Here is a 13,547-nt window from a genome sequence, read left to right on the forward strand (position 1 = left end):
CCCAATCTGCAGTGTCAATGATCAGCAGTTTCACATCCCCGTGCCCCATGGCCACTGCGAGTTCATCCGATGACGATCCGGACGAACTCGCAGTGGTCACTTAAGCAGTTTGAAACCTTATCGATGGTACGTGGGAAAGACGGCAGGGCAAAACATGCCAGAAGACCCTAAATTCCGGCCAGCGGTGCGGTACACGGCATTCATGGCGGCGGTGCGACGCGTCTCACAGCGGGCCGGGCGGGATTCCCACGGCCCACGGCGCCCTTAGACGGTCCGGCGGACCTCCGGCGCGGGGCCGGCGTCGAGCATCGAAGCGATCTTTTCCTCAAGCGCAGCGAGCGTAGCCTCCGGCAGCACGATGAGCCCGTCGAGTTCCCGGCGGGCACGCCTGTACGCCGTCTGCCGCTCGGCGGGAGTCGCGGCCGCGTCCGATGCGATCCGCAGGAGCTTCCGGGCAGTCTCCAGCCGCTGGCGTTCCGGCCCGGTGAACTTGCTGTCCCGGATCCGCTTGGCTTCCCGCTCGGCAACGTCGAATGCCAGTTCAAAACTAGTCACGGCTGCCCGATACTCTGCGAGCCTTGCGGCGGTCCTGACTTCTCCGGGGGCGGCGGGGCGCAGCCCGTCGGCCTCACGTTTTGCCCGCAGGAAAGCCACGGTGAGCGGCTCCCGGACATCCGTCATGACCGGAAAGTCGATCAGCTTTCCCACGTCGAGTTCGTAGTCCAGCCAACGCCGGTTGACGGCGTCGTGCGCCTTCATGAGGGCAAGCACATCGGCCTTGCTTGCCTGCTCGGCCTGCGCCGCCTGGTTCTTGAGCGTGTAAAGCTCCACACGGCGCCGGTGCCGGCGTTCAGCTGCTTTGGACCACGAGCGCGCCCACCCGCCGGCCAGGCCGCTCAGGGGAAAGACGAGCCACCAAAAGTGGGTGACGAAATTGAAGAAGGGGTCCACGGCATCATCCTCCCATCCGTTGGCGGCGGCGAAAAGCCCCCTCCGCGGACAGGGGGGTCCTGCCAGTCCCGGGCCGGGCCGAGGCAAGGCCGAGGCAAGGCACCTCTTGCCCGGCGTCAGTCCCCGTGCTTGACCCGGTGCACGCGCGTGACGATGGTGGGGCACGGCACCTGCAGCAGGACAGCATGCGCCGTGGAGCCGAGCACCGTCCGGGAGAACGCGCCGCGCCCGCGGCTTCCGATCACCAGCAGCCTGGCTCCGGCGGCGATATTCACCAGGGCGTTCGCCGGTTCCGTGTCCGTTTCAAGGCGCTGCTGGATTATCAGGTCCGGATACTTCTCGCCGAGGCCCGCGACCGACTCGGCGAGAACGATCCGGTCCTCCTCAACCATGCTCTCGGCGAGGCCGCTGGACGGCAGCTTTTTCTCGACCCACCGGGCCGGGCTCTTGAAGGCGAGGACCACGGTCAGCTCGTCACCGCCCAGGTCAGCTTCCGCGGCCGCGAATGCGACAGCCTGCAGCGACTCCGCAGAACCGTCCACGCCGACCACCACGCCCCGCTCCCCCGTCCCCTGTTTCGCGGGTATGACAGCAACCGGGCATTCCGAGGCTGAGACAACCTGCAGGGCACGGTCCGTCATGGAACCACCGTCCAACCAACGCTTGTCATGGCCGCCAACCACCACAATGGCTGCCTCCTTAGACACGTCTCGCAACACCGAGCCGCCGCTGCCATGACGAAGCTGGATGTCCACCTCGACGTCCGGGGCCCGCCCACTGGCGCTCTCCCGGGCTTGTTGAAGCAGTTCCATCCCCGATTCCCGGATAATCTCGTGGTACTGGAAATCCGGAGACATCCAGCGGTCGTCCACCGCGTGGACGACGATGACCGGAAGCTTGTCCCGGGCGGCCCGCGCCAGGGCCCAGGTCAGAGCGGCGTCGCTGCCCGCAGACCCGTTGAAACCGACGACGATTGCCTTGCTCATCCTGGATCCTGCCTTCTTGGAGTCCGTACCGGCCTAGAATCCGGTGGGCTCGGTCTCGAACTCCGGTTCCCGGGGCGGCCCCTCATGGTGCACCGGACGCAGGGCGGCGGTGTGTTCAAGCCAGATGAGGGCATCGTAGCGCTCCCCCATCCGGGTCGGAACGTAGTTCCCGGCCTCCTTCTCGGGGTGATAGACGACGCCGATCGCCCGGTGGCCGAGCCGTGTCGAAAGCCATGGCCCGGTCCGGTCGTCGCCGAACTCCAGCACGGACGGCACGCCGAGGGCCTGATGCAGGAAGTCTTCGTGGCTGCCCGGACGTGCTGCCGGCATCGTAAGGATGCGCTCGGGGCGGCCCCACCCGTCGGAGGCGAGCACGGAGCCGCGGTGGGCGGCGAAGCCAACCAGCAGCACCCCTTCGCCGGCGTGGCGTTCGCGCAGCAGCTGTCCCACGTTGACCAGGCCATCCTGCGCCATGTCGGTGGCCCGGGCATCACCGATGTGCGTGTTGTGTTCCCAGATCAGGCCTTTCGACGCCGCTCCGAGATGCCTGCTGACCCGGTCGATCGTGTCCGCCATGTGGTGGTCGCGGACGTTCCAGGACTGCCGGTCACCCCGGACCATGATGCGGTAGTAATGCTCCGCGTTGGCCGCGACTTCGGCGTTCTGGACGGCGTCGAAGGCGTCCTCCTCATGGGGGCCGGGACTGAAGGCCCGGTTCCTGACCTCGGTCAAGAGGGCCACGACGTCGGGCTCGCAGGACTGCGGCACCAGCCGCGTGCTCCAGGCGTACTGGTGCGGGTCCTCATGGTGGGGCAGGAAGCACTGCCAGGCCCGCTCGGCCGTGGGCACGGCCTCGGGATCGTTCTCCTGCAGCCAGCCGATGATTTCGCGTAGCGAATCCCAGAGCGAGTAGACATCCAGTCCGTAGAAACCGACACGCTTGTCCAGGGGCCGGGCTGCGTTCCAGCCGCGCAGCCAGTCCAGGAATGCCGCGACTTCCTCGTTGGCCCACATCCAGGTCGGCCAGCGTTCGAACCCGGACAGCAGCGCATGGACGCCCTGGTCCTTCCCCTCCTGGCCGCGGACCCAGCGGTTGATGCGCCAGCAGTCGGGCCAGTCCCCTTCCACCCCAATCCAGTTATAGCCTTCCTCCGCGATGAGCCGCCTGCTGAGGGTGTCGCGCCAGGTGTAGAACTCATGGGTGCCGTGGGACGCTTCGCCGATGGCTACGAAACGGCAGTCGGCAGCGCGCCGAACGAGGCCGTTAAGATCACGATCGGTTTTCAGCGGCCGGGCGAGATCGTGGATCTCCTTCAACACGGTGGTCCGGGTGACGCCGTCGGAGTTCATCGCCGGTCCTCGGTGTCGAGCGTCCGGGTGTCGGAGGCACCCAGGAACTTCAGGGTCGACTGCTGGTACTTCATGGCGCTCCCGTGGACCTTTTACATTGCGCAAACATGTGGAACAGCGCGGCCCTGTGAAGTGCGCAGACCTGCGGCTCGCGGTGTACGCCCCAGCCTCCGCCCGGGCCTGCCGGGTGCCAAGGGCCAAAAGTCACCTCCGGGCGTCCGCGCGCCGCCACTACGGCGCTCGCCGGCGACGCACGTCCGTGCGGGGCCGCGCCGCGCCGGTAGGATTTCCCGCCGGTAGGATTTCCTGATGGGCCCTGCCGGGCCCGGAGCCGGGAGTCCGGCCCAGCCTGCCCAACCCAGCCCAACCCAGTGGCAAGGACACACCATGAGCACCAGATCCGCGGGGGCCCCGCGTCCCGACCGCCCCTGGACCCGCCACTACAGCCCCGGAGTGCCGGCCAACCTCAAGCTCCCCGAAGGGTCCCTCGTCGACCTCCTGGACTCGTCCGTCCGGCGCTACGGGAACAAGACCGCGCTGGAATTCTTCGGCGCGCGCACCAGCTACCGCGAACTGGGAGCCGCCATCAGCAGGGCGGCCGCGGGCCTGAAGGCGCTCGGCGTCCGGGCCGGTGACCGGGTGGCGCTGGTCCTGCCGAACTGCCCACAACACATAATCGCGTTCCACGCGGCGCTGCGCCTGGGCGCCGTCGTCGTCGAACACAATCCCTTATATACGGACCGTGAACTACGCCATCAATTCGAGGACCACGGCGCCACCGTCGCCATAGTCTGGGACAAGGCCGTTGACAAGGTTCGTCAACTGCCGGCCGACGTCGGGCTGCAAAGCATCGTCTCCGTTGAGCTGATCCCGGCGATGCCGTTGCTGCAACGGATGGCGCTGCGGCTCCCTATCCCCGCAGCCCGCGCGGCCCGGGCCGCCTTGGCAGCCGGCAAGCACCCGCCGAGGCCCGTGGCACAGCCGGCGCGCCGGAACGTGCTGGCCTGGAAAGAACTCCTTGCCGCCGGCGAGCTGAAGAAACGGCATCCGCGTCCGGCCGCCGGCGACCTGGCCGTCATCCAATACACCAGCGGCACCACGGGCCAGCCGAAAGGCGCCATGCTGACCCACGCCAATCTGCAGGCCAATGCCGCGCAGGGCCGCGCCTGGGTGCCAGGGCTCAAGGACGGCCGGGAAACCGTGTACGCGGTGCTGCCCATGTTCCACGCGTATGGGCTAACGCTGTGCATGACTTTTGCCCTGAGCATCGGTGCCCGGCTGGTGCTGTTCCCCAAGTTCGACGTCGACCTCGTGCTGAAGGCGCACAAGAAGTCGCCTGCCACGTTCCTGCCGGCGGTGCCGCCGATCTACGACCGGATCGCCGCGGCCGCCGCTGAGCGCGGTATCGCGCTGGACAGCATCCGGTTTTCCATCTCGGGGGCGATGAACCTGCCGACGGCGACAGTGGAGAGGTGGGAGAAGGCGACCGGGGGCTTCCTCATCGAGGGCTACGGACTGACGGAAACCTCGCCCATCGCCTTGGGCAACCCCTTCGGGCCCAGCCGGAAACCGGGAACTGTGGGGGTCCCGTTTCCCCTGACCGACATCCGCGTGGTGGACCCGCGCAACGTTCTCCTGGACCGTGCCCCCGGCACGGAGGGCGAGCTGCTGATCCGTGGTCCGCAGGTTTTTGCCGGCTACTGGAACCGGCCGCAGGAGACAGAGGAAGTGTTGCTGGAAGGCGGCTGGTTCCGCACGGGGGACATTGTCTCGGTGGACAAGGATGATTTCGTGACTGTCCGGGACCGGCTCAAGGAACTCATCATCACGGGAGGCTTCAACGTCTCCCCCACGGAAGTCGAGGACGTCCTCTCCGAATACTCCGGCGTCAAGGACGTATGCGTGGTGGGGCTGCCCCGCCCCGGCGGCGGCGAAGACGTGGTGGCCGCCGTCGTGGCGTCCGCGGGTGCCGGCATCGACCCGGAGTCGCTACTGGCGTTCGCGCGGGGGAACCTGGCCGCCTACAAGGTGCCGCGCCGCGTTGCCGTGATGGACGAGCTGCCGCGTTCGCTGATCGGCAAGGTCCTGCGCCGCGAGATCCGGGACACACTCGTGGCCGGCCGGTAGCGTTCCCCTTGCTCCGGCCGGCCACTGGTGCGGTCAGTGCCCGGATTCCTCAGAACCCGGAGTCGGTGCGATGGCGTCGTCGCTGCCGGCGTCGTGCGAGTGCGTCCCGCTGTCCCCCGGAGACGGTTCAGGCTCCGGTGCCGGTTCCGGCTCCAGGGACATGTCCACCCCCTCGCCCGTGGCCGAACGGGGAGCCAACGTCACGTCCGCGGGCTTGACGCCGGCGCCGCGGGCCATGCCGATCCGCACGGATTCCACCAGCAGGTCGCTGAGCAGTGGTCCCGTGTAGGTGACCTTCAGGGCTCCGCTATCCAAGGTGGTGCCGTAGTTCCCGAGCGCGTCGGAGAGAATGCCTTCCGCGGCGACGGACCTGGCCAGTGCTGCCGGATCGGCGGCAGCGACGCTGAACTGGAGATCGTGGACCAGGACTGAGGCGACGTGGACATGCTCCACGCCCGGGTAACTGCCCTCCGGACCGAAGGCGAGCTCGGCCAGCTTCTCCGCGTCCTCGCCCGTGCTTCCGGCCGGAAGCGCCAGGATCAGTTCCGGCGCGAGGTGCTCCAGGATCGCTGGTTCGAGCACGTCCGGGGGGATGTCGGATAGGACGATGCCGCTGGCAGCTGCCGTCTGCTCGAGCCTTGCGCGCGGCCCGCCCGGCTCGGCGCCCGCGGCGGGGTGGACGGCAATGACCGCGCGGCGCCGCACCATCAGCCCATCGTTGCTCACGGCCGGACGGCCGTTGCCGACGTCTGTCCCGGTCTCCAGCGAGACCGGCGCTGCGCTTTGCACAGCCCCTGCGCTAGACGTGGGAGGCGCCGGTGACGGCGTTCCGCCTGTGCAGGCGCTCAGCGCCAGCACGAGCAGGGCCGCCGCGCCGAGCTGACTCGGGCTCCGCATCTCAGGTCCCCGCGGGGAATCCGGGCCGGTACACCGGCGGGAACGAGTCGGACGCGGCGGTGTCCAGGACCGGTGGGTCGGACGTGATGGGGTCGTTGGTACGGAGGTCGCCCACGGAGAACTGCACCATCATGTCGTGGTCCTCGTGCACCAGGTTGTGGCAGTGGATCATGTAGCGCCCACCCCCGCCGGCACCGGTGTCGAACTGCATAAGGGCCGTGATGGACTCGTTCTCGCCGGCGTAGAAGACATCCTTGGGGCCCTTCTCCCAGGCAAACGGCTGGCCGCCGTTGGTGTTCCGCGCGATGATCTTGGCGTCGATGAGGTGGATGTGCACTGGATGGAACCAGCCGCCGGAGGCGTTGATGATGGTCCATTGCTCGACGTCGAACGGCTGGGGGTTGCCGAACAGCTTGGTGAACCCGGATTTCTCCACATCGGCCCAGGTGACGCCGTTGACGGTCCACTGTCCGTGGTCCCGGAAAAATTTCAGCTCGCGCTTCGCCTTCGCCATCGCCGGCGTGAGGCTCATAGTGGGGATCCCGCCGTTGGCCGCGCTGACGGAACCGCCGTCGTCCAGAGTTGCCGGAATGCTGGAAATGGAGCCGGCCCCCGAACCGGAGTCAGCCACCACCTGGAAGCGCATGATCTTGTTGGTGTTGGCGAAGTCGATGTTGTTCTTGTTGCTGAGGTTCCGCAGCTCGATCAGCTGGCCGGTCCGGTATTTGCGGAAGTCGATCAGCACCTCATAGCGTTCCGCTGTGCCCTGCCGCCACGACTTCACGGCCTGCACTGTGGGCGTCATGCCGGCGTCGGTGCCCACCACGTAGATGGGGTCTCCGGTGGACAGTGTGGGCCGGTAGGACCGCGAAATCGAGGCGTCGAGCACCCGGAAGCGGTAGATCCGGGGCTTGACCTTCATGGTGGGCCACGGCACGCCGTTGACCATGATGATGTCACCCCAGAGGCCCTTCACGTCATTGTCGTTGTATGCCAGGGAGCCATCGGCGTTGAACATGGCGTCCGAGATCATGAGTGGTACGTCGAATTCCCCCTGCGGCAGTTGGGCACGCTCAAACTTGTCGGAGAGCGGATAGAAGGCCGCGAGCCCCGAATACACGTTCTGGGCCGTGATGTGGTGCTTGTGGTCGTGGTACCAAAGGGTCCGTGCCGTCTGAAAGTTGGGGTACCGGTAGTTCTTGACGTTTCCCGGGACGGTGATGTCGTTGGCGTAGCCGTCGTACTGCGGTAGCGACGCCGAGCCGTGCAGGTGTGTGACGGTATCAAAGCGGGCGGGCTGCAGGAGCCCGACGGGGGGCAGGTCGTTGCGGATCCGCACCTCGATCCGGGTTCCCTGCCGGGCCCGGATGGTGGGGCCGGGGAAGATGCCGTTATAGCCCGCCACAGTGGTGTTCAGCCCGGGCACGAACTGGGCCTGGCCGAGCTTCTGGGTCAGGGCGTACCGGGCGAAGGGACGGGCGGGGTCGCCGTCGTCGAAGCCGGCCGCGAAGGGGACGAGCTCCGGCGGGCGGCGAAAGACGCCCGTATAGGGCACAGGCATGTTCTGCGGTGCAAGTCGGCTGGCGGTGATGAGCGGTGTCCCGGCCGTGGCGGTCGTGCCCGTCGTCGGGATGTCGTCGTCGCCGCCTTTGAATCCGGCAAGGCCGAGAGCGCCGACAGCGCCCAGTTTGAAGATCTCGCGTCGTGTAGTCATGGCCCCTCCAAGTGGGCAATAGAGCTGTATACCGTGTCGAAAAGTGGCTTTCGAAATATTGAGGAAGCCGGCTGGCGGACCGTAGCGGGCCCGCCAGCCGGCAATCTCAGACTGCTACTACAGTGCTGATCCCGTGGTGAATGTCCACGAACGGCTGGGCAACGGGTTGCCTGCCAGATCGCGGATCCGGGTGGTGCCACCGGTGATGATGACCCTGTACTGCGTGTTGGCGAGAAGCGTCGCACTGGGGTTGATTGTCAGCACCCTGGTCGTGGCGTTGTAAGTCACCGCGACCGCGATATCGGCTCCCGTCGAGGCCCGGACGATCCGGACACTGCCTGCAGTGGTGTACCCGGTGATGGGCTCACTGAACGCCACCGTCGTGTTGCTGTTCCGCAGCACCCCTGTGGCTCCCGCAGCGGGGGTCGATGAGGTGATGACAGGAAGAGGTCCGGACGTGAACGTCCACGTGCTCGCCGCCATCGTGTTGCCCGCAAGGTCACGGACGCCGGAGACGGTCACGGTGTAGAGGCGGTCTGCCGGCAGCGTTGCCACCGGGTTGAGCGTCGCGACGCGGGTCAGTGAGTTGTAGGTCACGACGGCGGCGATCGCCGTGGTGCCCTGCCGCAGTTGGAAGTTCGTTCCCGTAACCCCCGTCACTGCTTCACTAAACGTTGCCGTCACGTTGGCGCCCTGGCTGACCGACAATGCCCCCGGTGCAGGGGACCGCGCCGTCAGGGTGGGAGCCACGAACTCGGTACGTGGTGTCACCGCTGCGGTGCGGGCCGAGAATCCGCCCGTACCCACTGCGTTGACGGCCGCGACGTCGAACGTGTACGCCGTCCCGTTCGTCAGACCCGTCACGACGACGGATCCGACGTTGCCGGTAACCGCCTGCGTACGTGCCAGGACGGTTCCGGCGAAGGCGCGCACCGTGTAGCCCGTGATGGCGGATCCGCCGTTGGACGCCGGCGCGGTCCACCTTACGGTCGCCGAAGCGTTCCCGGCCGTGGTCGTCCCGATGGTGGGCGCTCCCGGTACGGTCGCCGTCGTCGGGCTCACCGTGTTGGAGAGTGCCGAGAACGGGCTGTCACCGAGGGCGTTGCTGGCCAGCACCTGGAACCGGTACTGGGACCCATTCGCCAGGCCGGTCACCACCAGGCTGGTGGCGCCTGCCGGTGCGGTGCGCAGGGCACCAACCTGGACGCCGGCCGGGTTCGACGTCACGTCGAGCACCTTCACGGAGAAGGAGTCGGCAATGCCGACCGTCGGAGCCGTCCAGCGCACCGTTGCCTGCCCGGCGCCGGCGGTTGCCGTGCCGATGACCGGGGCGTTGGGCAGAACGGTATCGGAGAACTGCAGGAACTCGATGTTGCGGATCGTGTCCGTGCCGTCGACTCCAACGTTGTCCACCACCGTGGTGGTCGAGCCAGCCGAACCGATGGTGCCGGTGCCGCCTGTCGTGGTGATGGTGTAGTTGGCCCGCGGTCCGGAGAAGATCGCGACGTCCCGGTTGCCCGCGGTTTCGAGGGCGGTGGGGGTGACCAGTTCGCGGACAGCCACCAGGTTCCCCGGGTTGACGACGCCGGCCGCTACTGCGGCCGCCAGGGTCTGAGGGTTACCTGCCTGGTACGGGCGCTCCATGAGGTCGGTGGTCCCGATCTCTGTGCCTGCGTCGTTCCGCACGCTGATGCGGATCTTCAGGTACCGGTCGCCGTCGAGCACGTCATTGGCGCCACGGCCCTCCAGCTTGTCGCTGCCGAGGCCGCCGACGAGGATGTTGCCGTCGCCCCAGACCGGACCGGTCAGGGGGCAGACGCCCATCGGTGAGAGTGCTTCGACCGGTGCAAGCGGGGTGGTCGGTGCCGGGAGGATGGCCTGCAGGCCGGCGATCCGGTTGATGCCCGTCTGGTCGAGGACGTCGCAGCCACTGAAGCCTGCACCACCTACGGTGCTCGGCACTTCGTCGTCGCCGCGGATGACGTCGTCAAACTTGGAGCCGGAGTTGGCCTCCACTTCCTGCCAGCGGTCGCGGTTGACGACGACCGGCAGCGGGACACCAACGAGGTTGTTGTTGATCTTCATGTCGTCGTCGGCCGGCACGGTGTCGTACTGGTGCGAGGCCCAGTCGAAACCGGCTGAACCGGCGTAGCGGTCGATCGCCGCGTTGGACGTCATGATGTCGTCGCCACCTTCGGCGTCGTAGTCGTTCTCTCCAACCTGTCCGACGAAGACGTCGTTTCCGGGCTTCGTCTGGGCCGGGTCGTCGAAGAACGGTGCGCCGTGATCGCCGATCAGCAGGTCCTGGCCGGAACCGCCTTGGATCCAGTCATCGCCGCCGTCACCGAACGTGGCATCGGCACCGTCACCGGACTGCACGAAGTCGTTTCCTTCGCCGGCAAAGGTTTCGTTGTCGTTGGCGCCGCCGTTGGTGAAGTCCTGGCCGTCGCCGCCCATGTTGATGTCATCACCGATGCCGGAGTTGATGTAGTCGTTGCCCGGGCCGCCCTTGAGGACGTCGGCGCCGGACAGATCGGTGATCCTGTCGTTGCCGTCGCCGCCGAGTGCGATGTCGTCGCCGCCGTTGCCTTCAATGACGTCGTTGCCTTCGTTGCCGAGGAACGTGTCGTTGTCGTTGCCGCCCGTGACCCGGTCAGCGTTAGCGGTGCCGTTGTACACCGACTGGCCGTTGATGCCGCTCGGATCGACTGTGTTCTTCTCCATGTACTGGATGGTGCCGTCCGGCTTGCGCAGGAGAACCAGGTTCTCCTTGCACTCGCTGGTGGCGTCATCGGCGACCGTGGCCCCCGATGTCGTGTACCCCGCCGGCGTACCAGCCAGGTTACCCAACTGGAACTTGCAGTCGGCGGTGCCGAAAGCATCTGCCTTGAGCGAGTGCGCGTCGGTGTTGCGCATGATCATCTCGGCGAAGGAGTTGCTCTCGAGCTGTGCCCGCAGGTTCATGCCCGGCGTGCGCAGGAGGTAGTAGAAGCGGTCACCGTTCTGCAGGTCGGTCATCTGGTTCTCGAACACGTAGTTGAACGTGCTGCCCAGGAGCCCGCCGAATAGGTTGGTCTTCTCCGCCAGGCCGCCGACCCAGAGGTCGACCTTGTTCAGGCCGGTCTCTTGGGTGGCCCACGGTCCGGCACTGTTCATGAAGTCACTCATGTCAGCCGTGGGAGGAGTCGCCAGGGTGCCCGGATCGACGATTGCCTTGGCCGCTGCCCGCTTGCCCGCCAGCGTGGTTTCGCTGGTGATGGTCGGGTAGGTGCCGTAGGCGGCAACAAAGTTGATCAGCGATTCTGGGTGCTTGAGGTTCTGCCCGAAGTCAGCCCAGCTCGTGTAGGGAGCCAGTTGGGCGTCGCCCGTTTCGTTGTTGATTTGACGGCGCAACTCGTTGAGCGGCGGGACGCCTTCGGAGCGTGCGCGGGTCATGTTGATCGTCGCCAGGTCCAGGGGAAGACCCAGCAGGTTGTTGCGCAGGGTGCCCGTGACGAACTCGTCGAGTTCGTTGCCAACCTGGTCGCTCATGCCCATGACGATGCTGCCCGCGGCCTCTTCCGAGGTCAGGGACCCCGCCGATCCGCCGTTGGTGTACTCGGGCGGGTTCAGGAATCCCTTAAGCAGGGAGATGGAGTTGTCGCTGCCGTCCGCGTTGGTGCGGGAGATCGTCTCGGTCAGCATCGAGTGGCCGAAGCGGTAGACCGCGTGGGCGAACTCCGCCTTGATGGCCGAGTTGAGGTCCGTGTGGTAGACGTGGAAGGGCTGGATCGCGGGTTGGACCTTGCGGCCGAACTCCTCGAACACCAGGTGCTGGTATTCCATTTCCGTGACGAACCTGGCCGCCTGGAAGAGGCGCTCGCCGTTCCACCCGTTGGCACCCGCAGCCAGCTTCCACTCGGCCAGTGCGGCAACGCCGGTGGCTGAGGTGTCGTTGGTGAGGGTGTTCTCAATATCCGCCACGAGGCGGTCATGCTCCGAATGGAACACCTGGTGGATGGTGGTCAGGCCGATGTTCTCGTTGACGCGGCCGTCACCGGCACAAAAGTGCGCGTTGAGCATTTCGTCGTCATAAGTCCCGGCGGGCTGGTTCGCAAAATCCGCCGACGCCGTGTTGTCACCGTCTGCTACGGGGGCTACGGGCGGCGTGGCAGGATTGTGGTCCGTGTCCTGCGGCGACGGATCGGCGTTGTGTGCGATGTCGGTCAGGAACGGCGTGTCGAAGTACCGCACGTTCGCCGGTACAGGAACGGGAGCAGCTGTGTTGCCCTCGACAAGTCCGGTCAGGGTGACGTATTGCGGCAGACCGCGCGCGGGACCGGGGATGAACTTGCCGTACGGGTCCGCGGCGATCATCGGGATGTTGGTGACGTCCTTGTCCTCAAGCTTGAGGCCGAGGAAGATCGCTGCCTGCGACTTGACGCCCGCCCACGTGGCCATACCGCCTGCGGTGGGGCCTGCGACGCCGCCAAGCAGCTTGCCGGTTGCGACCGGCCTGCCGGCAGCGTTGTTGATGTATTCCCGCAGGAACACCTGATGCGAGGGGTGGGACGTATAGGTCTGGGACTGGTCCACGTAGGGCGAGTCCGTGTTGGCGGCTTCCTGGACGTCATCCGCGGTACCCAGGGTGCCATCCGCGCCCGGCTGGTTCTGGGCCCGGGTGAGGACCATGAACGCGTTCGGGCTGTTGGGAGCCACTTCGTCGCCCGTGCCCGCCTTGCCGTCGGGGCCCACTGTGATCAGCGGATCGTCGGCCTTGAGCGGCACGAACACCGTTCCGCCGCCCTTGACCGTCTGGTCCACACCGTGGTCGAAGAACTGCCCGAAGAGGGTGAACAAGGAGTTGTACGGCGGAGATAGTCCGACGTCGGTGGTGACGTTGGGGATGAACAGCGTGTCGCCAGTGGGGACGCAGCCTGCCGGCACGCCGACGACCTCCGGATCCGCCAATGGGTCAGGATCGGTGGTGCAGGGGAACAACCCAGGGTTGCCCTGGGTACGGACCGGGAAACCGGCGGCGGCTACAGCGGCGGGATTGGTGGAGGTCTGGTCCACGATCAGGTTACTGATCTGGCGCGGCTGGGAGTCGAACACATTGCCCGACTTTTGCGTGTAGGAAGACGTACCGGCCGGGCCGAAACCGGCAGGGACGGAGTCCGCGGTGTTGAATGACGGCGTCGTCAAACGCGGAAACAGCTGGTCGGCGGCCCCGTAGGTTTCGCGGCCGGCGAGCAGGTTGTTGCACGAGCCGTCCACTGTGCGGAGCCCGTACGAGGTCAGGGCGTCAGGGATCTGGTTGGGGCCCCGTCCGATGAGGGCACCGCAGGGGCCGGTGGCCGACGTCGTGTTCGCGACGTGCGCCTCGGCGATCTTGATCTGCTTGAGGATGTAGGCCAGGTCGGCCGCGGTAACGGTGAAGCCTGCGCCGACGGGTGCCGGCGCTGCGTTGGCGCCAAGCGCCGTTGTGGTGAGTCCGATGAAACTGAGCAAGGTCATTGCTGTCCCTGCTGCTACTGCGCGGG

Annotated in this window: 7 protein-coding genes; 1 reads left to right on the forward strand and 6 read right to left on the reverse strand. The window is 66.7% G+C overall.

Features of this window, described 5'->3' with window-relative positions; translation table 11 throughout:
- Positions 1-264 precede the first annotated feature (264 nt).
- From M2428_RS03500 to M2428_RS03510, 3 genes are all read right to left on the reverse strand, one after another.
- Entirely contained in the window at positions 265-951 is a 687-nt protein-coding gene (locus M2428_RS03500; RefSeq protein WP_277523774.1) for a hypothetical protein, read from the reverse strand.
- A gap of 116 nt (positions 952-1,067) precedes the next feature.
- Positions 1,068-1,937 (reverse strand): universal stress protein, encoded by an 870-nt coding sequence (locus tag M2428_RS03505; protein WP_277523776.1) that lies wholly within the window; start codon positions 1,935-1,937, stop codon positions 1,068-1,070.
- 33 nt (positions 1,938-1,970) lie between these two features.
- Complete coding sequence (locus M2428_RS03510; protein ID WP_277523778.1) at positions 1,971-3,287, reverse strand: erythromycin esterase family protein; 1,317 nt, start codon at positions 3,285-3,287, stop codon at positions 1,971-1,973.
- A gap of 387 nt (positions 3,288-3,674) precedes the next feature.
- Between M2428_RS03510 and M2428_RS03515 the strand changes: the two genes are divergently transcribed.
- Complete coding sequence (locus M2428_RS03515) at positions 3,675-5,414, forward strand: long-chain-fatty-acid--CoA ligase (protein ID WP_277523780.1); 1,740 nt, start codon at positions 3,675-3,677, stop codon at positions 5,412-5,414.
- A gap of 33 nt (positions 5,415-5,447) precedes the next feature.
- Here M2428_RS03515 and M2428_RS03520 read toward each other — a convergent pair whose 3' ends face one another.
- The 3 genes from M2428_RS03520 to M2428_RS03530 all read right to left on the reverse strand — a co-directional run bounded on the left by M2428_RS03520 (position 5,448) and on the right by M2428_RS03530 (position 13,521).
- On the reverse strand, positions 5,448-6,311 hold the full coding sequence (locus tag M2428_RS03520) for a hypothetical protein (RefSeq protein ID WP_277523782.1): 864 nt from the start codon (positions 6,309-6,311) through the stop codon (positions 5,448-5,450).
- Between the two features lies 1 nt (position 6,312).
- Complete coding sequence (locus tag M2428_RS03525) at positions 6,313-8,025, reverse strand: multicopper oxidase domain-containing protein (protein WP_277523783.1); 1,713 nt, start codon at positions 8,023-8,025, stop codon at positions 6,313-6,315.
- A 117-nt stretch (positions 8,026-8,142) separates the two neighbouring features.
- Positions 8,143-13,521 carry a peroxidase family protein gene (locus M2428_RS03530; protein WP_277523784.1) on the reverse strand — a complete coding sequence of 1,793 codons (5,379 nt, stop codon included), beginning with the start codon at positions 13,519-13,521 and terminating at the stop codon, positions 8,143-8,145.
- Positions 13,522-13,547 lie beyond the last annotated feature (26 nt).

This window comes from Arthrobacter sp. ES3-54 (assembly GCF_029504395.1).
Taxonomy (GTDB): Bacteria; Actinomycetota; Actinomycetes; order Actinomycetales; family Micrococcaceae; genus Arthrobacter.

Bases quoted from the DNA above. Each gene is read 5' to 3' on its own strand.
- M2428_RS03505 (WP_277523776.1), bottom strand. From the start codon at position 1,937: ATGAGCAAGGCAATCGTCGTCGGTTTCAACGGGTCTGCGGGCAGCGAC.
- M2428_RS03510 (WP_277523778.1), bottom strand. From the start codon at position 3,287: ATGAACTCCGACGGCGTCACCCGGACCACCGTGTTGAAGGAGATCCAC.
- M2428_RS03515 (WP_277523780.1), top strand. From the start codon at position 3,675: ATGAGCACCAGATCCGCGGGGGCCCCGCGTCCCGACCGCCCCTGGACC.
- M2428_RS03520 (WP_277523782.1), bottom strand. From the start codon at position 6,311: ATGCGGAGCCCGAGTCAGCTCGGCGCGGCGGCCCTGCTCGTGCTGGCG.
- M2428_RS03525 (WP_277523783.1), bottom strand. From the start codon at position 8,025: ATGACTACACGACGCGAGATCTTCAAACTGGGCGCTGTCGGCGCTCTC.
- M2428_RS03530 (WP_277523784.1), bottom strand. From the start codon at position 13,521: ATGACCTTGCTCAGTTTCATCGGACTCACCACAACGGCGCTTGGCGCC.